Here is a 23,967-nt window from a genome sequence, read left to right on the forward strand (position 1 = left end):
TTATGACTATTTGAACCAGCCTTTTTCTTTTGATTGAGAAATTGCTTCTATTCGGTTTTTTACTTCAAGTTTATCGAATATCGTTGAAATATAATTTCTTACTGTACCGTTTTTAATGTTGAGTTGATCGGCAATTTCTTTCGTATTTTTCCCATCGGCAACAAGACTGAGTACTTCCTTTTCCCGCTCTGTTAAAGGGTTTTCCTCGCTATAAAAGTCGTCCATTAATTCAGGAGCATAGATGCGCTGTCCAGCCATAATTCTGCGTATCGAGTTCGCTAACTCTTCACTTGGGCTGTCTTTCAATAAATACCCGCTCACTTTTGCTTTCAATGCCCGTTGGAAATAGCCGGTCCGGGCAAATGTTGTCAAAATGATAACTTTACACTCAAGCCCTTTTAGTTCCTCTGCTGCTTCGAGCCCGCTCTTTCCGGGCATCTCAATGTCCATAATACAAATATCTGGCTTCATTTTTTGCACGAGGGTGATAGCTTCTTCGCCGTTTGCTGCTTTGCCGACGACTTCCATGTCTTCCTCTAGATTAAGAAGGGAGCCTAAAGCTCCAAGCAGCATCCGCTGATCTTCGGCGATCACAATTCGAATCATATCGATCTCTCCTTCTCTCTCTGTTTCACATCGTTAGGTACGGTCATAATGAGTGTCGTGCCTTCGTCAGAACGGACGTCTAGACATCCATTTACAAACTCGAGCCGTTCTTTCATGCCTAATAGGCCATTCCCTCTTCCGAATACACCTTCTACCATAGTGATCCCGCTCCCATTATCTCTTACGGTGATGCGAATGTCTTTTGCGGATTGCTCCATCTTTACTTCACACGAGGTCGCATGGCTATGTTTGACGACATTCGTCACTGCTTCTTTTAAGCACATACTCAATATATTTTCTAAAAACAAGGAAACATTCGTTAATTTAATCTCTTCTTCACCGATAAACTCAATTTGCGCCGCTTGCAGGATTTGTTTCACGAGGACAATTTCGTCTTTTAATCGCAGCCCTCGCATAGAAGAGACCATATTTCGCACTTCATTTAAGGCCGTCCGGGCTGTTTGCTGTACATCTTTTAATTCATTTCTGGCCTGTTCTGGATCTTTGGAGATTAATTTTCTTGCCAGATCGCTTTTTAATCCGATGAGCGACAATCGTTGTCCAAGCGTATCATGAAGATCGCGGGCAATTCTTTGCCGCTCTTCCATTTTGACAAGTTCGGAAATCCGGTCATTTGCGTCTTTCAGCTGTTCTTCCAGTTGTTCCTGCTTTTTTCGGTTATAGATATTAAACGGAAGCAGGATTACGCTAATCCAGATGATAATAACGAAAGGCAGCTGCGTTAAAAACATCTCACTTTGAAGCACAAGGTGATAGTTGAAAGAAATGATCGTGCTAATTAAGTGAATCACATACAGAGTAATAAAAGCAGCGCGGTTTTTAATATTGCCGTTATAGTAAGCGATGTAAAAGGCAAAATAAACAAATTGAAACAAGATGGTCATTGTAATCGAGATACCGATTAAAATACATGTCCATAAATAGACAGGCCACTTTTTTGACATAAAGGCGAACCGGTAAGAAATAAAAAATAAAATCGTGAGCGCGATGCCTATAAAAATTTCAATCGTAGAGGATGACTGAAAAATAAAATAAAAAGGCAGCAAGCTAAGTACGCTCCATATATAAGGAGAGATACCTGAATTTTTTTGAAAAATCATGTATTTTTTCTGCATGATCAAATCCTCTTCATTAATAGTAAGGCGATGTTAAACTCCCCTGTTGATTTCCGCTCTAATCAGCAATAGTCATTAACAAAGCCAATAGTATAAAATAATCGTGTCCTGTTTAGTATAAAGGATTTCACCGGGATGGTGAATTTTTCACCTTATGAAAAACCATGTTTCCAACCGCATCTGTTATGTCCAGACGGGGGGTGAAAACATGGTTTTATTGTTTATTATTCAGACTTCATATGAACAGAACGAAAGTGTCTTTTCGCTTTCTTGCGAGCCGTCTGTTCTTTGACCGCATGGAACGTAACAAATTTTTCATTTTGTTCATCCCATAGGCGGAATTTAAGAGATTCCAGGCTAGTTGCTAGTGTAATCGTCGGAACATTTTGTAAAGGAGGTGTATCATTATGAGCTGCCTCTAATTGATAGTTAGGCACTCGAGGGCTTAAATGATGCACGTGGTGAAAGCCAATGTTGCCTGTCAGCCATTGCAGAGGCTGTGGAAGCTTGTAAAATGAACTTCCCTCTACAGCTGCTTTCACATAACTCCAGCTTTTATCTTCTTCAAAGTACGAATCTTCAAACGTATGCTGAACGTAAAAAAGCCAGACACCGGCTGAGCCCGCAATGAGAAAAATCGTGCCTTCCACTAACAGAAAAGCCTGCCAGCCGATCAGCCAGATAAGTAAAGCGGCGATTCCGACAATGGCTGCATTCGTGATATACGTATTCAGACGTTCATTTAAGCGGGCACCTTTACGGTTAAAGCGGTTCTCGATTAAGAATACATAAATAGGACCCAAAATAAACATCACAAACGGATTCCGATACAATCGGTAAGCTAGACGCTGCCAAAAGGACGCTTCCATGTATTCAGTCACAGTCATCATCCAAATGTCTCCTGTGCCCCGTTTATCGAGGTTTCCACTCGTTGCATGATGGACAGAATGGCTGTGCTGCCATTGATGATAAGGGAAAAAAGTTAAAATTCCCGCAATGGTACCAACAATTTTATTTGCTTTTCTGCTTTTAAAGAAAGAGTGATGGCAGCAATCATGGAAAATGATAAAGATCCGTACCATGAATCCTGCAGAGACTACAGCTAGAACGAACGTAAGCAAATAAGAAATAGATAAGCTTTTATAAGCAAGAAACCATGTAAGAAAAAAAGGCCCTATCGTATTGATCATCTGCCACACACTAGATTTCATGTCTGCTTTTTCGTAAGGGAGCATTTGCTTGCGCAGTTGTTGTGAATGTTCTTTGTTCATTTGTTACTTCCCTTCTCTTTTTAATAGTACATTTATTATAAAAAAGAAGAGAGCATTTGTGCAGTAGCACTCGTCATGTATAAAGTATGACAAATGTCATATCAGGCGGCCGGCAATAATAGGTGGTTTTAAATCATTGCTTCGATAAAGAACCAAATGACCATAATTAGCTGGATGATGAACTTGGCAATCGTGCCGCTTAAAAAACCGACAAACGTAGCGAAGCCGATCATCATTGCTTTCTTTATATCTTTCTGGATGATTAGCTCTATCACGAAAACGGCCGCAAACGGGACGAGCAAAATGCCGAATGGCGGGAAAACAAAAGATCCGATGATAACAGCGAGAGCAGCGATCCTTTCTCCCCATTTAGAGCCGCCGTACTTTTTCACAAAATAGCTGTTTGCTAATATGTCGGCCACAATAATTAAAATCGTAAACAGCCCCATGGCGATCCAAAAGATCACCGACAATTCATTCGGATTGATTCCGAAATGATAAAGTAAAAACCCGCCCCATAAAAATAAGATGGAAGGGATAATAGGAAAAATCAGCCCTGCAAAACTAATGACAAATAAAACAGTGATGCCTATCCAGGCTGCAGTTATCATAGCTGCCGCACCTCTTTTCGTTTTCTTATTTCAATGTATGAATTAATTCTGGCAGCTCGCGGTAGATAGCCGTAATTTCATCCAATTTCATGCGGACAAGACCGCTGGATGAAGGGGCAACGAAATCAATGACACCGGGAACGATCGCTTTTTCTTGCAGACCCCACGGCACATCCTTTTGCCCGCTATATTGCTGATATACCCCTTTGCCGACAAAACAGACAATTCGCGGCTGATAAAAAGCAATTTTCTTTTTCAGTGTCTCCTTGCCTTTATCATATTCCTCTTTTGTTATTTCCTGTGCATTTTTCGTTGGCCTTTCTACGATATTCGTCAATCCATACCCTAAGTCCAATAGCTGGGCATCTTCCGTCGGGTGGAACTTTCTTTTTGTTAAACCTGCCCGCTGTAAAATCGTCCAAAAACGGTTATGCGGATTCGCAAAATGATGGCCGGTTTCCCCGGAGCGGAGACTTGGGTTAAAACCAACGAATAAGATATCTAAGTTTTCCTTTACATGGTCTTTGATGGGCTTCATATCATCACTTCCTATCTGTTGTGATCATTCTTGTATTCCCATTATAATGAAATAGTGTCGCATAAACACGTAAAAGGAGCATTCTATATGAAGAGAAAAGAAATCGAAGAGCAAGTGATCAAAAACTACGAACGCGATGAACAAATGATGGTGTTCATTTTTGCGCAGTGGTGCGTGAACCATGCTCTTGATCCAGGAGAATTGTATAAACGAGCATACCCTCATCAATCTGCCAATCACGCATTGCAGCAGGCCATTGATTTAACTGTTCCAAAAGAAGAAGCAGGTAATATTCCTGATGATACGCTGCTGAATGTATTGTCTTTGTATGGAAATGATGACCTTGCTTTTATCGTTACGGAAGAAATTGAAAAGCGAAATAGATATTAAGCGGTTTACGGCATATTTAAAAACTAGGATATGTTAAATTTTAATGTTGATATTAGATGAAATGAAAGGGAAACCTGAACAATAAGGTTTCCCACCATCTGTTTATCACGACCGATTTTACAACCAACCTACAGTTATTATGTCATCGTGGAAAAACTCAATCACATATTTTGATAAAGGGCAGTAAATGTACTGGTCTGGTCCCATACTCATAATCTCTTCAATATTATCCAAAGCTGTCGTTAACGAGGTTTTGACCACAGGGTATTTGTATAATCCGACAATTATATAGACCGGTAATGTGTTTTCCAAACTTTGTTGTGATAGGAAAAAAGGTATATTTGAAATATCTTCATTCGGGATAACGATTTTGTTACTCATTCTATCCCAGTCAATTCTTCCGTACCAAGCAACCGGAAAGCATTCTGTCATTTCAGTTTCAACCTTATTACTTTCTTTTTCATCTAATATTTTCACTTTATCTTTATCAGGGAATAGTTCTAACATCTCCGCAATTCGTCGTTCGGTTTCTAATTTTTCTTCATTCTTTCTTCTTTCTCTTAGTAATTCTTCCAAACGCTTTTTTCTTTCTTCTCTTTCCATAAGTTAATACTCCCTTTTAAATAGCTGTGCTGATGTGACAAGTTGCTGATATGTTTTAATAGATTACTGAACGCTTTGCTCAACCTTGTCACCTCGCGAATATTTGTTCTTATGTTAATTATATAAACTTTTCGATAAGGTTTTAAATATCAACATTTATCTTTAACAGAGCCAAAAACTAAAAACAGCCAAGCGTTCTATCGCTTGGCTGTTTTAATGCATGGCCCTCGTTAATACTTTTTATTTCTACGATATTTATTATCGCGTCTGGCAGCATAACAGGCATCGCAAATCTGGTAACGATAATTAGAAGGGAGTTTTTTTCCGCATCTTTTGCATTTTTTCTTGATGCTCGTCTCTTCTGCTTGCAATTGTTTATGGACCCCTTCACTGATCGTTTCCCGCAGGCGCTCCCAATAGAGAGCTTCTGTCTGCCGGCCGAGCCGATATAAAAACAAGAGGTGCAGTCCGATGGCTTTGTAGGAAAGCTCTAGTTCTTCAAGCGTTCCTGTCTTTACGTGCGGTTCCGGGAGGTCTGTTCCATTAATAATAGCCTTCATGGTGACCAGCCATTGCTTTGTCATTCCTAACTCTTTCGTTGAAAATGGCAAATGAAGGAATCCGTAGAGATCAAGCATGGAAAGCCGGGCTTCTATTTCACTGCCGCGAATCAACTCGTACAGTTCACGTTCTTGAGAAAGGGAAGATTTCTTCGTTCCTTGCGGGCTCTCAAACTTTTCCCACAACTCAAAAAACAGGCCAAGATCGCGGGAGTATCTTTGAAAACGTTCGAACACAGCTGATGTTGGAGCGATCGCAAACGTAGTTACAGGCTGATCTTCTTTTTCAAGTAAAAAAGTCATTTTTTGAATATCTGAAGTGAAGGCAACCTTTCCGATGGGATAAAGTCCTTTTCTCCCTGCCCGTCCGGCAATTTGTTTGACTTCCTGTGAAGTAAGCAGTCTTCTTCTCGTTCCGTCAAACTTTTCATTTTTTAAAAAGACGATGCGGCGTATAGGGAGATTTAATCCCATTCCGATGGCATCTGTCGCCACAATAACCGAGGTTTTTCCCTCAATAAACTGCTGCATTTGTTTCTTTCGCGTTTCCGGCGGCATACTTCCATAAATCATGCTGACGGAAAAACGGTTTCTCTTCAGCCGAGAAGCCGTTTCAAGCACTTCTTTTCTTGAAAAACAAACGAGAGCATCTCCTTTTTTCGTATCGGATAGTTGAAATGGTGTCTGTTCCACTTGAAGGGGAAGATCACGGTTGTATTCAATTAATTCGTATTCACTGTCACCGAGAAGCTGAATAAGCATGGGTTTCATATTTTTGCTTGCGATAATGTGAATTTCAGCTGCCTGAGCGCCTGTGATGGCTTTATACCAGGAAAATCCACGGTCTTTATCGGCAATCATTTGTGCTTCATCAATGACGATCACTTCATAAAAGTCTTTTTCATGAAACATCTCGACTGTGCAGGACGCATGCCGGGCACCTGGGCTCGTCTTCTCTTCTTCACCGGTTTTGAGCGAGCAGGGAATTCCTTCTGTATTTAACTTTTCATATACTTCGAGAGCCAGCAGGCGGAGCGGCGCAAGATAAAGCCCGCTTTTCGCTTGTTTCATTCTTTCTAGTGCCTGATGGGTCTTTCCGGTATTGGTTTCGCCAATATGAAGAATACAGCGGACATTTCTGCCGACGGGCGGGCTGTAGGCCTGTCCAAACACTCCTTCGATCAACTTTTTTTCTTCTGCCTTTTTCCGCTCGATTTCTGCTAATTCTTGTGCCTTTCTCTGTTCCCGTGCCGCTTTTGCCTGCTCGTATAGACCCCCATGTACTTCTTCATCAAACGGCAAGGAGGCGATAGGCAAAAGGTCGGCCAGTTCTTCGTTTTCAAATTCCGCTAAAAAATCCCACTGCATGTCCGAGAAGAGATGATCAAGTTGATCCATCAACGTGTCCGCTGTGAGTACTTCACCATTTACTTCTTTGTAATCGTGCTTGATTTGTTCTGAGAGATTGTCAAAAATCAGCTGTAAAGTAACATCTAATAGATAATCAGCAGCTAGTTGTTCATAGACAGCTCCATACACTTCATATTCAAATTCCCAGCGCCATACTTGTTCGATCTCACCTGTTAATTCGCTAAAGAAATCTGCGGCGGTCTGATAATCGGCCGGATCAAAGGCTCCTGCTTCGATTAATTGTGTTTCAAGTGCTTCTGTATCAACTGGATAAAATCTTGTTTTCGTTTTCAGGTCCTCTTGCAGACGGCTGGCCATAAAATGTCTGAAGCGTAAGTAAAAGTTCATTTCATGTTGTGAAACAATTTTCTCTACTTCTGTTTCTATTCTATCATTGATGGCATGCGCTTCTCGTTGCAGCCGCTGTGCTTCCTGACGTACAAAATAATCGGCTCTCGCTTTTTCATAACAAGCCTGCCATTTTTCCGAATGTCTTCCATACGTCTTATTGAGCCATTCAGCCGCTTCAAATGGCTGATAATTCCTAATCTCATTACGGAACACCTGATTGATCAGTTTACGCTCTGCGTCCTTTGTGACAAATCCCCGATCTCTTAAAAACGCTCGCTTTTCTTTGCCGGGGACTTCATTGGAAGCTGTGTTCAGCCATACGTTGATCCAAATATTTTTAATGTATTCTTCCCGGTCCTTCACATATTGCTCAAATGCTGGAATGCTTTCTTTATTTTCAAGATAATGGATGATATCGTCGTGAATTTTTTGCTTCGTTAGTGAAATGGCTTTTATGTGTGTCACTATAAACTTTTTCATCGGCCGCTCCTTTTATGTATGTACTTAATATTTGAGCATTTTTTGATTATGCAGCTGTTTTCATCTTCCTTCTTCGCTCGTACACAACACCCAGAATATCAAAAACAGTTTTCTTCTCATACCGGTAGAATTTACTCCAAGAGCTTGTACAGGCGAAGCAGCAGGCTTGTTAATTGCTGAACACCTTGTTGAATAGCTTAATACAGAAGCGGCAGATAGTTTTGTATCATATAGATCACTTTGTATTCACTCAGCTCCTTTTTGTGTTTTCACAGAGTAACTCCTGCATTCGAAACATGACTGAAGAGCAGATGAGCTGCCCATAGGTATGGTACTCTATCTTAACCTTTTTATATACATGAATGGTAAAAAAGCATTGCCATATTTTAAAACTATTCTACTAAAAGGATAGTGTATTTTAAGCACATGGGGGCTACATATGGGAATTAGCTTGAGCGGCATGCATTGGGACCTCAATAAAAACAAGAACTCACTTTATACTACTGGATATAAACATTGAGGCATCTTGACTCATAAAAATACGATGACCATGATAGAATGTCTTCATTTCAATTGATTTAAATCCAACTTCGGATAATCTTTTTTTCAGTTCTTCATGCGAAAAACCGTTATGAACTTTCGGATGATTTATTTTATCGTTTTTGTCAAAATCAATCATAATTAGCTTGCCGTCATTATTTAAAGTGTTGAACAATTCTTGTAAAATTTTTTTAGTATCCGGAATATGAAGAAGGACTAGTGACATTAAAATGATGTCTGCCTTAAGTTCAGGGGTTTCTTGAGTAAAATCTGAATGAAGTACTTTTGAGTTGGTCATTCCTTTGTGAGAAATTTTAGCTTTTGCAACCTCCAACATTTGTTTTGATGAATCTACCAACAAAATAGAATCTACTAAATCTGATAATTCTAAACTAATTAGACCCGTACCACTCCCATAGTCTATTAAAGCTTTTGATTGACTATTTTGTAATTTGGTTTTTACTTCCTTCACTATAACTTTAGCTAGTTCAACTCTTTCTTCTGTATCATATCTTTTTGCCATCTGTTCAAAAACGTTATTTTCCATATTCCACTCCCCTTTGTTATAACTTTAATCTATAGCAAAAGGTTAAAAAGTTCAATTTTACGTTTTGTATGAAAAGTTCTAAAATAAATGGAGAAAAACAAATGGAATATGAAAGGAAGAAAAAAATGATAAGGGAAGCAACTCAAAAAGATTTAATCGACATTTTAGATATCTATAATGATGCCATTCTCTATACTACTGCTGTATACGCATATAAACCCCAAACGCTTGAAAGCAGGCAAATTTGGTATGAACAAAAGATGGATGGAGGTTATCCAATATTAGTATGCGAACAAGATAATCAAGTGGTTGGATTTGCGACATTCGGTCCTTTTAGAGCGTGGCCGGCTTATAAATATTCAATTGAACATTCTATTTATGTAGATAAGGAATACAGAAAAAAAGGGGTTGGGACTTCTTTAATGAAAGAATTAATTGCTATTGCCAAGGAAAGAGAGTATATGACCTTAATTGCTGGAATTGATGCAGCAAATGAAAAAAGCATTGCCATGCATAAAAACTTTGGCTTTGTTCATTCAGGTACAATAGAAAAGGCCGGCTTTAAATTCAATAGATGGCTTGACTTAGCTTTTTTTCAACTAGAACTTAACGGACCTAAAAATCCTGCAGAAGAATAAAAATATCCAATTCAAAAAATAATAATGTACTGTATAATTGATTACGCAAAAGTTAAAGGGATAAAGCATTGCTATGCTAAGCTAGGTGGTACACTCCTTTTGGGCTCTATTTTTGTTAGTGAAATTAAATTTATTAGATTATCAAAACAGAGCACAAAAATTTTATTGAAATAGGAAATAAGAGCAGTGGGTTACATTTTCACCACTGCTCTTATTTTATGTTGTCGTAAGCTCGAAATATTGGGGATATGCCTATTTGTCTGTTTTTCGCATGACAGACAGCTACTCTTTTTTTCCATCGCTTAATTGGTCGAGCATGCTCACCGTATTGATCAAATGATTATTAAAAATTTGCCGGGCAATGTCCAGCAAATCAATAATCATCGGGTCTCTTAATGAATACACGACTTTGTTTCCGTCTTTCGTGCCATACACGATGTTTTTATTGCGCAGGACGCTAAGCTGCTGGGAAACAGCAGAACCTTCTGATCCAATCGCTGTCTGAAGTTCATTTACATTTTTATCCCCTTCGGCTAGAAGCTCTAAGATTCGTATCCGCAGCGGGTGTGAAAGTGCTTTGAAGAATTCAGCTTTAAACTGTTGCAAGTCTACATACATTTCTTATCTCCATTCTTTTTAGGCTAAAAGTCCTTTTTCAGACTGCTTCTCTTTTTCATGTCCGGCAGAAAGCTCTGTACATTCATGGAAAGCGAATTGTTTACAGCCTTTGCATTTGTCTATATCTAACTTCGTTAAGGAGAAATCGATCGCTTCCCCAGTGTGTGCAAAGAAACGCTCTTTTCCAATCGTATCCCATAATTTTGTCCGCTTCATGACATCTAGCGGCTGAGGCTGTATGCCTGAAATCAAGATCAGCCCTCCCTGTTTTTGGAAGTCTTTCACAATGCTTTGTAAAATGGCTTCTCCCGTTGTATCCATATAAGGCACTTTGCTCATTCTTAATATTAACACATTTGGACGGTAATGGATGGCTCCCATGATGGTTTGTTCAAATAGCTGAGCTGCTCCAAAGAAAAGAGGTCCTTCGATCGTAAAAAGGCTGATTTGCGGACAGTCCAGTCCTTCCTCGACAATCGATGCCCGTACTTTTTTATCGGCTGGATCAGGCAGGACTTGCTTAACTTTAAGAGAATCACTCATCCGTTTAACGAAAAGAACGACAGATAATAATAATCCTACTTCTACGGCAATGGTTAAGTTGGCAAATACGGTGAGAATAAACGTCACAAATAGAATGAGTGAATCGCTCGTTTTTGTCAGCAAAATCCGTTTAAACGCTTTTCGTTCACTCATGTTCCATGCTACGACCATTAAAATAGGCGCCATGCTTGCTAAAGGAATCGCAGAAGCATATGGAGCTAAAAGCAGCAGCACGAGCAGGACGGCCAATCCGTGAATCACCCCCGAAACAGGTGACACTGCTCCATTTTTAATATTCGTCGCTGTTCGGGCGATCGCTCCCGTTGCCGCGATGCCTCCAAATAAAGGTGTAATCAAGTTGGCAATCCCCTGCCCTACCAGTTCCTTATTGCTGTTATGTTTCGTTCCTGTCATTCCATCTGCGACAACTGCTGATAATAAAGATTCAATCGCTCCAAGTATGGCAATCGTAAAAGCCGGCCCGAGCAGCAAATGAATTTTTTCCAGCGTGAATTCAGGTATATGAAAAGCAGGCAGCGAATGAGGAATTTCACCAAAAGCAGAAGCAATCGTTGCTACTTGGCCAGGGAAAAAGAACGCAGCCGCGATACTAGAAACGAGAAGTCCTATTAATGGACTCGGTATTTTAGGCATAAACTTAGGTGTGATAAAGATGAAAAAGAAACAAACGGCAGCAGTCAACACACTATATATATTAATCGAACTTAAATGAATGATGATTTCTCTAATATTAGAAAGAAAATGTTCATGCTTTTCAATATCGCTTAGTCCTAGAAAGTTAGGAATTTGTCCAGTAAAAATAATAACAGCAATTCCTGAAGTAAAACCGATAATGACAGGGCGCGGAATAAACTTTATTAATGCACCTAATCGGAAAATCCCCATTAAAAGCAGCAAGACTCCAGCCATAAAGCCGGCAATCAATAAATTCTCATAGCCATATGCCATCACGATCCCAAGCAGAACAGGAACAAACGCGCCTGTCGGACCGCCAATTTGATACTTAGACCCTCCAAAAATGGAAATGAGAATACCTGCTATGATCGTTGTATAAATACCATACTCAGGTTTGACACCAGAAGCAATAGCAAAAGCCATCCCAAGTGGGATCGCAATGATTCCGACGATCACACCCGCTGACACATCTTTGCGGAAGTGACGCATGGAGTAATGCTTAAGAAAGTGAAGCCGCTGACTCAATGTAACCCCTTCTTTTCATAAGTTAATTTGCATATTCAAATGTTTGAATATATTGATATTATATGTTTAGAAGGAGTAAATGGCAATAGAGATTAGCGTCAGGAAATTCCGATTATCTTAACTTTGATGTGAGAACTATTGGAATATCAATGGTTCTCACATTATTTACATGTATTCAATGTAAAAATATTCGTTTATAAAGGTATGATTATTTTTTGATGACTTGTTTAAGTAATGCACCTTTAGTTTAATAGGAATTTCTTAACGAATGAACGCTGACTCTCTATTGGATAAAGCATCCAATAACCATCGAGGGTGCATTTTCAATAAGTCTTGAGGCAAGTTATGCTGTTCAAAAAACTTAATTTCTAGTGACTCATCTGAATTACATTTAAGTTCCCCGCCAGTAATCTCAGCAAGAAAACAAGTTGTAATAAAATGTACTACTTTGCCATTGGGGTATTCAAATACTTGTGAATTAGGGTCAGAGTACACACCAATCAACTTTTTTATGATTATATCTAAATTTGTTTCTTCTTTTACCTCCCTAATAGCTGCTTCAGAAACTGTTTCTCCTATTTCTATATGCCCTGAAGGAATACCCCATAGTCCTACATCTGACCTTTTCTGTAACAAAACTTGTTTTTCCTCATTCAAAATAATAACTGCGACCCCAGCTTTTAAATCATCAATTCTTTTCATACAATAACCCTCCTTAAAGTAATAAAAAAGGCCCGAAGAGAAAGGTTTCAACGCATAACAAATACGCTGAACCTTTCCCCTCGGACCTTTTATGTCAATAGGTGCCTTTTACATAGTGTAAAAGAAATAGCCCTCGGTCACAGACCTACCTAGATAGCGGAACCCTAGCTACAATTTTCCAGTTCATTTTTATTTTACTATTATTAATTAGAAAATAAAAGATACTCTTTCATTAACATGCACCATTAGTGCAATAGGCAAAACTAAAAGGCATAGGCTCAGTACAATACCGGATTCATGCTCAACAGCTGCCTAATGAAAGAAACTGTCTAAATTTTTGGGATCACTTCAATTTTCTTGCTCCAGGAATACACCCTATTGTGGAATATTGTAATAAGTCCTTTTCCTATGCTCTCTCCAGCACGACCGCAATTCCCTGTCCCCCGCCGATGCAAAGAGAAGCAAGTCCATATTTTGCACCGCGCTGTTTCATTTCAAGAGCGAGTGAGTACGTAATGCGTGCACCGCTTGCACCGACTGGGTGGCCGAGCGCAACGGCCCCGCCATTGACATTTACTTTGTCTGGATCGAGTTCGAGCTGTTTCATCACGGCGATCGCCTGTGCTGCAAATGCTTCGTTGAGTTCAATAATATCGATATCATTCCATGTAAGGCGTGCTTTTTGGAGAGCGGCTTCGCCTGCCGGCACAGGGCCGATGCCCATTAGATTTGGATCGACTCCAGCGATTCCCCATGAAACGATTCTCGCAAGGGGCTTTATTTCAGGACGGCTTGACAAAAATGATTCCGAAGCGAGAACAACGGCGGCGGCTCCGTCATTGATTCCGCTTGCATTGCCAGGGGTTACCGTTCCGTCTTTGATAAAAGCAGGTTTCAGCTTACGAAGGCTTTCAAGGTTAATGTCCGGCCGGATATGTTCGTCTTGTGACACCGTGATCTCCCGTTTTTTCTTGTCTGTCACGATGATAGGAGTGATTTCTTGAAGTAAGCGGCCGGATTGCTGCGCATTTGCAGCTTTTTGCTGCGATTTCCAAGCGAATCCATCTTGTTCTTCCCGGCTGATGTCATATTTTTTAGCGAGATTTTCGGCAGTGATTCCCATGCCGCACCCAATGTATTGATCGGTTAGTGTCGACCACAGCATATCATCAATCGGCGGGGCTCCTGATGGTGAACCGAAGCGTGTATTTCGTAAAACGTGCGGTGACTGGCTCATATTTTCTGTTCCGCCGGCCAGAGCGACAGCCGCATCTCCTAAAAGAATCGTTTGTGCAGCTGAAAGGATTGCCTGCAAACCCGACCCGCACAGTCTGTTCACGGTTAATGCCGGTGCTTCTTCGGAGACTCCGCTCTTTAATCCAATGTGCCGTGCTAAATAAGAAGAAGCCCGATTCGTATGAATGACATTTCCAAATACAATTTCTTCTACAATCTCCGGCAGCAAACCGCTTCTTTTGATCGCTTCTTTCGAGGCGGCTGCCCCCAGCTCAATATCAGATACTTCTTTTAAAGATCCTCCGAAGGTGCCAAATGGCGTTCTTGCTCCTTCAATTAAATAAACGGCATCCATTTTTCATCGCCCCCATATGAAATGTTGTTTTCCATGTACTATATTATGAGACTCGTCTCATTTTTATCGGCATTTTATAATCCGGCGAAAAAACCGGGACACTCACCTATTTTCAAATCACTCATACAATGGAATAAAACTAGCAGGAGGCTGTTTTGTATGTCAAAAAAAGCAGGAACGAAGACGAAGGCAGATATTTCACGGGGGAAATGGCAGTTCTATGAGGTTTTAGGACTTCTTCTTGTCGTGACGTCTATGCTTCTTCTATTGTTTAAACCAAACTCGCTGGCAGACTTTTTTAATACAATCATTACGGAAATCAAGCCAGTTGTCGTTGACATATTTTTAACGAGTGAAATAGGGATTGCAATCATCGCCAGTGTCATTATGGGCCGTCTATTAGAGCGGCTTGGGTTTACAGATGGCTTAATCCGGGCTTTCGTCCCTGTGATGAAATGGTTCAAAATCAATCCAGCTGTCATTATTCCAAGTGTGTATAACATCCTTGGCGATATTAATGCTGCCGGAAAAATTGCTGGTCCTATTCTTGTCAAGGCAGACGCCACAAAAGATGAACAAAAGATCGCTATTGCGACGATGATTCAGTCTCCTCAATCATTCGCAACATTTGTATTAGGCTTGATTGCGTTGGCTGTTTTTGGCATTCACGCATTTCCACTCATCATTTTAGCTATTTTTCTTCCTATTATCATTGTCCCCTTTTTATTATCCAAGACCATCTACCGATCAACTAGGAAAGTGGAATTAAAACAATTGCCGCGTTTTACGCCGAGAACTCCTTTCCTTCAAACCGTCTTTTCTTCCGCCAAAGAAGGCGCAGAGCTTTTGTTTTTAATTATTATTCCAGCCGTTGCAGTTGTCTTTTTCTTTATCGGTATTTTAAAATTTGCTGGTGTGTGGGGGCCGCTGGAGTCGGGGTTATCCGCCATGCTTACGTTTACGAGCATTGAACCAACAACAGGGATTGTGTCTATTCTCGCTGCCCCTACTCTTGCAGTCGCTCAGTTGGCTGAATTAGGGCAAGGAATTGATCCCCGCCTCGTCGTCGGTTCCTTTGTTCTTGCCAATTCGGGTCTCCCGTTGTCCGTCATTTTTGGGCAAGTACCAGCAACGTGGGTCGAATCATCCAGCCTTAATGAAAAAGAAGTGCTAATCGCAGCTGTGATCGGTTTAATCATTCGTTTCTTCACAGCGTGGGCATTGGGAGTTTTTTTAACTCCTTATCTAATCGGGTGACGGACGAATGAACGAGTCTTACATTATTCTTGGGAAAAAGATAGTGACAGTATCGGATCGTGGAACGATAGAAAATGGAGGCTTAGTAGTCAACAAAGGAAAAATTCAAGAGATTGGTGATTGGAAGACGCTGAAGCAGCGTTATGCCGCAATGAGCATCATTGATTGCTCAGAATATGTTATTACGCCTTCACTTGTGGATTGCCATACACATTTATTAGAGTTTGCGCCTTCTTCTCTTTATCCAGTGTCGCACACGACCCATTTATGGGCTGGAAAAACGATTCTATTTCACGCTTTATCTTCAGGAATTACGGCGCTTGGAGAACAGATTTGCGGTCACCCGAACAATCACTTTTCCATAGAGGATTACCGTAAAGCAGTGGCTGATTTGCCAATGGATATTTCTTTTGCGGCTGCCAGCATAACGATCGGCTTCCCTGAACCGCTTCACTTTTCAGCAGTCACTCGTTCACAGCCGATCGAAAAAAAACATCTTTCTGATCCATCACTTCTGCGAAAGCTTGCCGAACAAAGTGAGTTTCCTGGTGAAAATCTGTTCATCAATGCCACCCCTGCTAACTTTACTGCAGAAGCTGTACCGCGTGCTGGTGAACTAATGTATAGCTTCCAAGAACTACAACGGGCAGCTGACACGTATCACCAATTAAACAAAAAGATTGGCGTTCATGTCGCCGGTGAAGAAGGAATTGAATTAGCTATTAAAGCGGGAATCGATGTGCTTCATCACGCCCATGAGATCACGGATGAACAAATCGAGAAGGCGGCTAGCCGGCAGCTGAAAATTGTCGCTACCCCGCTGGGCGGAACACATTTGCCTCCGAATTCTCCGGAAGAAATCGTCAAGCTCGCTGAAAAGAACATCGCTGTCTCTATTGCGACTGATGCTTATTTGCCGTCTTATCCAGGTGTTTCATGGCTGCCATTTGACACAAATGTCCTGCGGGGTCCAGATGTCCTCATGCTCATTGCCCAGCCTGCCATGAAGCGGATGAAAGAGAAGAAATTTGATGAAAACGCCATCTTGGCCATACTGACAGCAAACCCGGCAGAAGTTTTAGGAAAAGAAAAGGAGTTCGGACGCCTAGAAAAAGGAATGGATGCGAACTTCATCGTCTCTACCGGCATCCCCGGCCTTGAAATCACAGAAGCAGAACAAATAAAGAAAGTATTCTTTCAAGGGACAGAAGTGATCAATCGGCTCGTTTAACGTTCATTTTTATAAAGAAGAGTGACTGAAAAGTGGCGGCTTTCAGTCACTCTTTGCTTTTTGAAATCAATAAAGTGGAGCAGAAATATTTTGTGCGCTGTTTTTTGAGCTTTATGCGCATGAATCACGAATTTGTGCGTGTTTCGGCCTAACTTTTGCGTCCATTCATGTTTGCAGCTGAGCAAGCAGCTTTTTATATTGGTTGACATATGACTGTTGGGATAAAGCAGCAAGCCTTCCCTCTACCTGTTCCTCTATTTGCTTCACGGCATCCTTCCTGATTTGCTCAAGAAGATCAGCGTAAAAAGGGAAAAAGGAATCCGCTATTTTTTTACCTTCTTCGTTTACGTAATGATGGACAGGAGTCATCAGCCCTTTTTCAATTTCATCCCGGATGATCTTATTTCCATTTTCAGTGAAAAATTGCAGCGCTGTTTTGTATTCCTTAAATAAAGATTGAAACAAGCCTGAATGGAGTTGATGCAGACCCGGATCAAAAACGAAATCAGGAAAAGAAGAAATATCCGTTTTTTTCAAATAGACTGAACCTAAAAAAGAAGTCAATTCTTTTTGCAGCGACCGCTGTACTTCCATGGCGGATGTTTGGACGAATGTTTGCATACGGAAGGCGGTTGTTCTCAGTTCATGAGCTAATTCTTTGGCGGTAAACCGAATGATTTCATTCGTCATCCGATGAAGCGCTGTCATTGTATCAGCGAATGAATCAAAAGCTGCGGGACTGAAAATCATCTTATATTCATCGTTGTAACGGTAAAATACACGCTGTTTCACATAAAACAATAATTCTTCCAGTTCTTGCTGCAGAGCCTCTCTTTCTGCTGTAAATGAATGAGTATGTAAAAAAGCGAGGGCTTCCTTCATCTGTTGGGAAAGATCTTCTCGGTGCCGTTGTTTCTCTGCTTCATTTTCTTCTGCAAGCCGTACTCTCTTCTTTAACTCCATTACAGCCTGCTTCATGTCATCCTGCGCTTGCCGCAGAACAGAAACAGCGAGTGCCTGTTTCGTAAATGGATAAAAGTCCCGTTCAAACAAAGAGAATCCAGAAGAATCCAGTGTTTGTTCGGCCGCTGGCAGCGGGGCTTCCGCCGGCAGCTGAAGAAGCGCCCCATAACGCTTTCTCTCTTCTAGAGTTAATAATTGATTCTGCTGTCTTTTAGCAAATAAAGCAAGATGGCTCGAAATAGGATAAATTCGGGCTTGATGAATGCCGCATTTCACCAAGTTTTGATCTACATGAAGAAGCACATCAAATAAATCATCCGTTGTGGAGGCAAGATCAGCGGCATTGACAATAAAGAACATTTTATTATTTTCAATGAAGTCTTTTACCTCACCGAGCTTCATTAAAAATAACTGGTCAGCGCGGGAAAAGGCATGATTATAGTAGGTCACGAATACGATGGAATCTGCGCTTGTGACGTATGTAAATGCTATTTCCGTATGCCGGGCGTTCATAGACCCCGCACCCGGCGTATCGACAAGCACCATCCCCTGCTCTGTCAGCGGCGAAGAGTAATATAAAATAATACGCTCAACGAAGCATGCTTTTTCTTCCACACTGACAAACTCTGTGTAAGCCTCCATCGTGCTGCTCTTTGATTGTCCAAGCTGCCCTTTTATTTTTTTATAACCAGCAAGAGAAGCACGTAAAAACGAAAAGTGTTCAAGCGGCAAAGCTGTCAGTGGGCTAAAGAGCTCTTCTTTTTTCGTATGGGTTTCTTTTCTTTCTTCCCCCTGCTTCTGAATGCTCTTCATTATTTCATCATGCTCCGTTAAAAGCCGGTGCAGATCATTCATGCTCCACGCGGTTTTCCCGCTTAGTTCAAGTGCTTGATTTATGTCCTTTAGCACTTGTTCGTCGGTTTTAAATAAAATTGTGACAGTTCCATGGGGATGATGGGTGTCAGGAGCACGAATTTCATTAATAGCAGCCGTTGTTGGGTTCGGTGAAACCGGAAGCACATGTTCTCCTAACAAAGCATTGGCAAATGAAGATTTTCCCGCACTGAAGGCACCAAATAAAGCAATCGTATATTCCTTTTTCTCCAGACGCTGAATCCGCTTGTTTAATGCCTGAATCATCTGTTCCATATGCCCTGCCTGTGCCAGCAGTGCTGCTTTTCTTTTCAATTCGTTCACATGCCTGTCCAAATCGACCGGCACCAATCCCTCGTCTTTTGTTTTCTCCAGCCACTTGGCTGCTGCATCCCCAATCGATACGAAAGTCCGGCTTTTCGTTCCAGTAGAAGAAGTGCGCTTTTCGAAAGCACGAAATGGTCTTTTTTCGACTTTTTCTTGCCCGCGGACAGAAAGCAAAGCCAACAACGATTCGTATAGCCTGTCTTCTTTTTCTTGCAGCTGTTTGCTTTGTTTCCAGGCATCGATCTTCTCGGCGATTTCTTCTCTTTCCCGTAGGAGACTAGCTTTTTTCTTTTGGCTGTTTGTTCTGGCCTGCATGTCAAGCGAGTCAATGAGTGCGCCGAACGATTGACGATACAGACTCTTTAATTTATGGGTCACATCTTTCGCATAATTGAGTACATACTCATCCGTCAACACCGCTCCGCTTTTTAGGAGCTGAATAAGCAGGGAGGGGGAAAAGTCAATTTGGCGCCGGCGGATGTCTTCCCGCCGCTCATCCGTAAGTAAATCATATTCGGCAAGCAGCTTTAGCACGGCTTCTCTAAGAGGAATATCCACATAGGACAGCCTATTTTCATTCAATGCTCCAAATAGCTGCTTCAGCCGGCCTTCTTGCTCTCTTTTCGTTTTCTTTCTGGAAAATAAGCCGCGGACTTGAAAGGAAAGCTCACGGGATGCTAAAAACTGCCTGACAAATACTCGGGTATAATAGTCCATCAGCTTGGCATTGTTAAAGACAGCCGTTAACTCTTCTTCAAACCGCTTGCTGAATAGCTGTTCTTTTGTATCGATTGTGCTCAACTGGCGTTCCAGCCGTTCTGTCTCGTCTTCTAACTCTTGCAATGAGTGTATACCGAACAATTTCTCTTCATATCGGCTGCGTTCATCATTTGCTTTTTCCCTCTGTTTTTGAAAGAAATTCATGGCAGCGATGAGCGCTTCCCGGAGCACATGGTGAACGATTTCCTGCTGACGGTCAGCGATTTTATTGGCTAAAAGCATTTTCAGTTCATTCAGTTGATTGGATGGATGGCTGTCGTCTCTTAATGAAGTAAAATAAAGGCCGCTGTAGGACAGATTGTGCTCATCAAAAGAGCGGCGGATACGCTGGGAAAATTCATCAAAAGACAGCTCACTGGCGACATGCTTATCAATTTGGTTCACGATAAAGCAGCAGTCTTTCCCTCTTTCTGCCAGCTGTTTGCTAAATTCAAAGTTTACAGGTGATTGGACGTGATTATAATCCATCATATAAAAGACTAGGTCGGCTAAATGAAGCTTAGACATCGCACTTACCCGATGGGCATCGTCCGTTGAATCAATTCCTGGTGTATCAAAAACTGCCGTTCCCTCCGGCAGTTGGCCGGTTCGATGCGAAATTTCCACTTCCTCCACTTGATCACCATTGACACAATAAGCTTGAATGTCGCTCAGGTCATACGGATAAGGAAACGTTTTTACTCCTTGATCTTTAAATAAGACTTTCGCATACGGTTCTCCTTCCTTCACCTTGACGACATTCGCACTCGTAGGAATCGGGCTCGATGGCAGCAGTTCTTCCCCCATAAGCTCATTGATCATCGTTGATTTCCCAGCAGAAAAGTGGCCATAAAAGGCAATTACATACTCCATTTTGTCTAGTTTATCAATGAGTTCCATACAAATTTTCGCCTGTTCTTGATCGTGATCACGCATGAATACATCGTGAAGCTGCTGCAGTTTGGGCAGTAATAGCGAGCGGGTCGGCTTCTGATTAGCGAGCCACTTTGTTAACGTTTCATCCAGCATAGAATCCGCCTTCCTGTAAATAGTAGAAGTGTTTTGTTTATTGTATCGGAATGAATCGGCAATTTCAGCAAATGTACAACAAAAAAGAAGCTAAACATAATCATTTAGCTTCTTTTTCTTATTTATTCATTTTTCAATTAGGCACTTATGGAGCGGTTTTGCCCCACAGGAGCGGAATGTTTAAAAAAGCTCGGCGAGGTTTTCTTCAGGAATACTAATACGGCTAGCGTAATCAGCATTTCTGGAAGTAAATAAGATAGGTTGTATAAGAATGAATAGACAGCAACTGGTGTGCCTTCCGGTGCATATTCCCCGAACCAAATGACTCCGGACAAAAAGTGGCACACAAGGCGCAGCGTTGTGCCGATCAACAGACCGATCACCATTCGGCTCACTGTTATGCTTTTATGGAAAACAGCGAGGCCGCCGAGTCCAAGTACGGCATAAGCGAGCGGGTAATCAAGTACGAGCTGTACAGGATGAACGACATAGCCGCCTGTCATTAAACTAATGACTCCAACTAAAATTCCTGTAATAAATCCGGCCTGCCACCCGCGGCGAAAAGCCATAATGAAAATCGGAACCATTACCAATGAAATGGACCCGCCGAAAGCCCAAAGTGCGCCAAATTCCACATAACTTAATATGACGGAAAGCCCGGCCATGACGGCGATTTCGATCATTGTGACTAGTTTGTTTCTCTCCATGAAAAATCCCCCTTTATCTCATCCAAAGGGGTGTAAGGATACAATAGACTTGTTCGTTTGTACGAATCTTTTTGCATCGATCATCACACTTTCCTACGCTGGTATGAACCAGATCAGGTTCTTAGAGTTGAGGATCTCTCCTCTCTCAGCCGATAACGACACCCCTAGTGGACTTATATACTATCAATATAGCATAAGAGACATGAAAACGAAATATTATTCTAAGATAAGCGCATGGGCATATATATAAACGGAATCTTCAAAATCGGTTTTTAAAAATCACGTTAAAGCAGGTGCATCCGATGAATCATATTGTAAAACCCGGCGAAACATTATCGTCGATTGCGGCTGATTATCGCATCTCCCTCTCTAGATTGATGGCTGCCAATCCTGGAATGAACATTCATCTCATTTATCCCGGTCAAAAAATTCGTATTCCTGGGCTGCCGTCACCGGATACTCTTCCCTATTCCATCCATATTTCGCTTTCACAGCGCAAATTAACGTTGTTTCACCGGGGAAATGTTCAAAAAACATATCCCGTCGGCGTTGGAAAAATGCTGACTCAAACGCCGACGGGCGATTTTGTCATTATTAATAAAGCACCCAACCCTGGCGGTCCATTTGGAACGATGTGGATGAGTTTATCTAAAAAATCATACGGTATTCATGGAACGAATAATCCATCTTCTATCGGGAAATTCGTTTCTCACGGATGTGTCCGCATGTATAATCGCGATGTGGAAGAATTGGCAAGAATTGTTCCAATCGGCACTCCTGTTCATATTCGACCGTGAAGAAATGAAAAGCTGTCTACTAAAGGCCATGTATACGTTTAAAAACGCGAAAGGAGGGCATAACAAAATCATAAAGGAGGAGTGGCTGATGACAGAAGAAAACCACGCGATTCATAAAGATGGTGAATTGCAAATAGATAAAGTGGACAATACGATTGCCCGGATGGATCCAGAAAGAATGGACAGCATTCTTGAAGATTTTGAAACGTTTCAAGGGTATCTCAAACAAAGAATTGAAGTCGCTGAAAAGATTGGTTTAAATGAGGAGCAGCTGGCTCTCGCGGCAGAAAAGATTGGGAACTATCTAGCCCAGCATGCCCAGCCAAAAAATCGGGAGGAAAAACTGCTGCAAGAGCTTTGGAATGCAGGCACGCAAGATGAACGCCATCATTTAGCCCATATGCTTGTTAAAATGGTTGATCACAAATAAAAAACGACTGCCCTTGGGCAGTCGTTTTTTATTTGACTTCGATGCACTGTTCAACTTCCATTGTCCAATTAAACGGATCTGGTTCTTTTCCGCCTTGAATGCTTGTAATCGTGTGGAAAAGTTTTTCAGACACTGGGCCTGTAACCCCGTCGTTAATGATCATTTTTTCATCTTTCCAGAGTAATTCTCCAATTGGCGAAATGATCGCGGCTGTTCCTGTGCCGAAGGCTTCTTCTAATTGACCAGCCTGATGCGCCTCGCGAAGCTCTTCCATAGAAATTCGGCGTTCTGTTACTGTCATTCCCCAATGTTTTAACAGTTGAATGACTGAATTTCTTGTCACCCCGTCTAAAATACTGCCATTTAACGCAGGTGTCACAACTTCACCGTTGATTTTGAAGAAGACGTTCATGCTGCCAACTTCTTCGATGTATTTTTTCTCTACTCCATCAAGCCATAACACTTGAGAGTATTCTTTGCGGTCAGCTATTTCTTGTGCTTTTAAACTAGAGGCATAGTTCCCTGCCGTTTTCGCTTCCCCTGTTCCCCCGGCAACTGCACGGACAAATTCGTTTTCCACCAAGATTTTTACCGGTTTAATGCCTTCTTTATAGTAAAGGCCTACAGGTGATAAAATGATGATAAATTGATACCGGCTGGATGGTTTCACTCCCAGGAACGGCTCCGTTGCAATAATGAATGGGCGAATATACAGCGATGTGCCTTCCCATTTTGGTATCCATTCTTTTTCAACTGAAATAAGTTGTTTTAACGCTTCGATCGCCATGTCCACATCTACTGCAGGAATGCATAAACGTTCATTTGAACGGTTCAAGCGCTGAAAGTTTCTCTCAGGACGGAATAATAATACTCGATTATCTTCTGTCAAGTAAGCTTTCAATCCTTCGAAGACACTTTGACCATAATGAAAGATCATGCAAGACGGATCTAATGAAAGCGGCTGGTAAGGAACAATTCTTGGATCATGCCAACCTTGTCCTTCGGTATAATCCATAATAAACATATGGTCCGTGAAGATTTTTCCAAAGCCTAGATCTGCGGATTGCGGCTTCGGTTTTCTTTCAGGACTAAGATTGAGTTGGATAGTATGTTCTTTCATTTTGCACTGGCTCCTTGCTGTATATGAATTTGGTGAAAAAGATAAAAGAGATAATAAACTATATACATTTCCATATTACAACTTTTTCGAATCTTTTCACAATCATTTAGTGCAAAAA

At 41.4% G+C, this 23,967-nt stretch carries 21 protein-coding genes, 1 pseudogene and 1 riboswitch; of the genes and pseudogenes, 6 read left to right on the plus strand and 16 right to left on the minus strand.

Annotated features, from left to right (window positions below):
• Positions 1 to 6 precede the first annotated feature (6 nt).
• The 5 genes from QYG89_RS14100 to mug all read right to left on the minus strand — a co-directional run bounded on the left by QYG89_RS14100 (position 7) and on the right by mug (position 4,162).
• Positions 7 to 606, minus strand: a complete 600-nt coding sequence (locus QYG89_RS14100) for a response regulator transcription factor (RefSeq protein WP_404318384.1) — start codon at positions 604 to 606, stop codon at positions 7 to 9.
• Complete coding sequence (locus tag QYG89_RS14105) at positions 603 to 1,742, minus strand: sensor histidine kinase (RefSeq protein WP_404318386.1); 1,140 nt, start codon at positions 1,740 to 1,742, stop codon at positions 603 to 605. The genes QYG89_RS14100 and QYG89_RS14105 overlap by 4 nt, the downstream gene beginning before the upstream one ends.
• A gap of 224 nt (positions 1,743 to 1,966) precedes the next feature.
• Positions 1,967 to 3,013: a fatty acid desaturase gene (locus QYG89_RS14110; protein ID WP_404318388.1), complete on the minus strand. Its 1,047-nt coding sequence runs from the start codon at positions 3,011 to 3,013 to the stop codon at positions 1,967 to 1,969.
• A gap of 128 nt (positions 3,014 to 3,141) precedes the next feature.
• Positions 3,142 to 3,624, minus strand: coding sequence for a DUF456 domain-containing protein (locus QYG89_RS14115; RefSeq protein WP_404318390.1), 483 nt, complete (start codon positions 3,622 to 3,624; stop codon positions 3,142 to 3,144).
• A gap of 25 nt (positions 3,625 to 3,649) precedes the next feature.
• Complete coding sequence (gene mug / locus QYG89_RS14120) at positions 3,650 to 4,162, minus strand: G/U mismatch-specific DNA glycosylase (RefSeq protein ID WP_404318392.1); 513 nt, start codon at positions 4,160 to 4,162, stop codon at positions 3,650 to 3,652.
• A gap of 87 nt (positions 4,163 to 4,249) precedes the next feature.
• Here mug and QYG89_RS14125 point away from each other — a divergent pair, with 87 nt between their 5' ends.
• On the plus strand, positions 4,250 to 4,552 hold the full coding sequence (locus QYG89_RS14125) for a hypothetical protein (protein WP_404318394.1): 303 nt from the start codon (positions 4,250 to 4,252) through the stop codon (positions 4,550 to 4,552).
• 117 nt (positions 4,553 to 4,669) lie between these two features.
• Here the strand turns inward: QYG89_RS14125 and QYG89_RS14130 are convergent, their stop codons facing one another.
• The 4 genes and pseudogenes from QYG89_RS14130 to QYG89_RS14145 all read right to left on the minus strand — a co-directional run bounded on the left by QYG89_RS14130 (position 4,670) and on the right by QYG89_RS14145 (position 9,043).
• Positions 4,670 to 5,155, minus strand: coding sequence for a CDI toxin immunity protein (locus tag QYG89_RS14130; RefSeq protein ID WP_404318396.1), 486 nt, complete (start codon positions 5,153 to 5,155; stop codon positions 4,670 to 4,672).
• Positions 5,156 to 5,385: 230 nt separating this feature from the next.
• Complete coding sequence (locus QYG89_RS14135) at positions 5,386 to 7,956, minus strand: DEAD/DEAH box helicase (protein ID WP_404318398.1); 2,571 nt, start codon at positions 7,954 to 7,956, stop codon at positions 5,386 to 5,388.
• A gap of 46 nt (positions 7,957 to 8,002) precedes the next feature.
• Positions 8,003 to 8,347 (minus strand): annotated as a pseudogene (locus QYG89_RS14140) (IS4 family transposase); the annotation flags it as partial.
• Between the two features lie 99 nt (positions 8,348 to 8,446).
• Positions 8,447 to 9,043 carry a class I SAM-dependent DNA methyltransferase gene (locus QYG89_RS14145; protein WP_404318400.1) on the minus strand — a complete coding sequence of 199 codons (597 nt, stop codon included), beginning with the start codon at positions 9,041 to 9,043 and terminating at the stop codon, positions 8,447 to 8,449.
• Between the two features lie 125 nt (positions 9,044 to 9,168).
• On the opposite strand from QYG89_RS14145, the gene QYG89_RS14150 reads away from it, so the two are divergent.
• Complete coding sequence (locus QYG89_RS14150) at positions 9,169 to 9,681, plus strand: GNAT family N-acetyltransferase (protein WP_404318471.1); 513 nt, start codon at positions 9,169 to 9,171, stop codon at positions 9,679 to 9,681.
• A 282-nt stretch (positions 9,682 to 9,963) separates the two neighbouring features.
• On the opposite strand, the gene QYG89_RS14155 is transcribed toward QYG89_RS14150, so the two are convergent.
• From QYG89_RS14155 to QYG89_RS14170, 4 genes are all read right to left on the minus strand, one after another.
• Complete coding sequence (locus QYG89_RS14155; RefSeq protein WP_404318401.1) at positions 9,964 to 10,299, minus strand: ArsR/SmtB family transcription factor; 336 nt, start codon at positions 10,297 to 10,299, stop codon at positions 9,964 to 9,966.
• A gap of 18 nt (positions 10,300 to 10,317) precedes the next feature.
• Positions 10,318 to 12,063, minus strand: a complete 1,746-nt coding sequence (locus QYG89_RS14160; protein ID WP_404318403.1) for a SulP family inorganic anion transporter — start codon at positions 12,061 to 12,063, stop codon at positions 10,318 to 10,320.
• A gap of 261 nt (positions 12,064 to 12,324) precedes the next feature.
• Entirely contained in the window at positions 12,325 to 12,765 is a 441-nt protein-coding gene (locus tag QYG89_RS14165) for an NUDIX domain-containing protein (protein ID WP_404318405.1), read from the minus strand.
• Positions 12,766 to 13,171: 406 nt separating this feature from the next.
• Positions 13,172 to 14,356 (minus strand): acetyl-CoA C-acetyltransferase, encoded by a 1,185-nt coding sequence (locus tag QYG89_RS14170; protein WP_404318407.1) that lies wholly within the window; start codon positions 14,354 to 14,356, stop codon positions 13,172 to 13,174.
• Positions 14,357 to 14,515: 159 nt separating this feature from the next.
• Between QYG89_RS14170 and QYG89_RS14175 the strand changes: the two genes are divergently transcribed.
• Together QYG89_RS14175 and QYG89_RS14180 are read left to right on the plus strand one after the other, a co-directional pair.
• A complete protein-coding gene (locus QYG89_RS14175) occupies positions 14,516 to 15,613 on the plus strand; it encodes a hypothetical protein (protein WP_404318409.1) in 1,098 nt (365 codons plus the stop codon).
• Positions 15,614 to 15,620: 7 nt separating this feature from the next.
• Positions 15,621 to 16,844, plus strand: coding sequence for an amidohydrolase family protein (locus QYG89_RS14180; protein WP_404318411.1), 1,224 nt, complete (start codon positions 15,621 to 15,623; stop codon positions 16,842 to 16,844).
• 165 nt (positions 16,845 to 17,009) lie between these two features.
• Here QYG89_RS14180 and QYG89_RS14185 read toward each other — a convergent pair whose 3' ends face one another.
• Both QYG89_RS14185 and thiT read right to left on the minus strand, forming a co-directional pair.
• Entirely contained in the window at positions 17,010 to 20,795 is a 3,786-nt protein-coding gene (locus QYG89_RS14185) for a dynamin family protein (RefSeq protein WP_404318413.1), read from the minus strand.
• Between the two features lie 137 nt (positions 20,796 to 20,932).
• Entirely contained in the window at positions 20,933 to 21,502 is a 570-nt protein-coding gene (thiT, locus tag QYG89_RS14190; RefSeq protein ID WP_404318415.1) for an energy-coupled thiamine transporter ThiT, read from the minus strand.
• 73 nt (positions 21,503 to 21,575) lie between these two features.
• Positions 21,576 to 21,678: riboswitch (TPP riboswitch) on the minus strand.
• A 126-nt stretch (positions 21,679 to 21,804) separates the two neighbouring features.
• Between thiT and QYG89_RS14195 the strand changes: the two genes are divergently transcribed.
• Both QYG89_RS14195 and QYG89_RS14200 read left to right on the plus strand, forming a co-directional pair.
• On the plus strand, positions 21,805 to 22,299 hold the full coding sequence (locus QYG89_RS14195; protein WP_404318417.1) for a L,D-transpeptidase family protein: 495 nt from the start codon (positions 21,805 to 21,807) through the stop codon (positions 22,297 to 22,299).
• 88 nt (positions 22,300 to 22,387) lie between these two features.
• Positions 22,388 to 22,729: a DUF3243 domain-containing protein gene (locus tag QYG89_RS14200; RefSeq protein ID WP_404318419.1), complete on the plus strand. Its 342-nt coding sequence runs from the start codon at positions 22,388 to 22,390 to the stop codon at positions 22,727 to 22,729.
• A gap of 28 nt (positions 22,730 to 22,757) precedes the next feature.
• Here QYG89_RS14200 and QYG89_RS14205 read toward each other — a convergent pair whose 3' ends face one another.
• Positions 22,758 to 23,849: a branched-chain amino acid aminotransferase gene (locus QYG89_RS14205; RefSeq protein ID WP_404318421.1), complete on the minus strand. Its 1,092-nt coding sequence runs from the start codon at positions 23,847 to 23,849 to the stop codon at positions 22,758 to 22,760.
• Positions 23,850 to 23,967 lie beyond the last annotated feature (118 nt).

This window comes from Bacillus lumedeiriae, from assembly GCF_044891285.1.
Lineage (GTDB): Bacteria > Bacillota > Bacilli > Bacillales > Domibacillaceae > Pseudobacillus > Pseudobacillus lumedeiriae.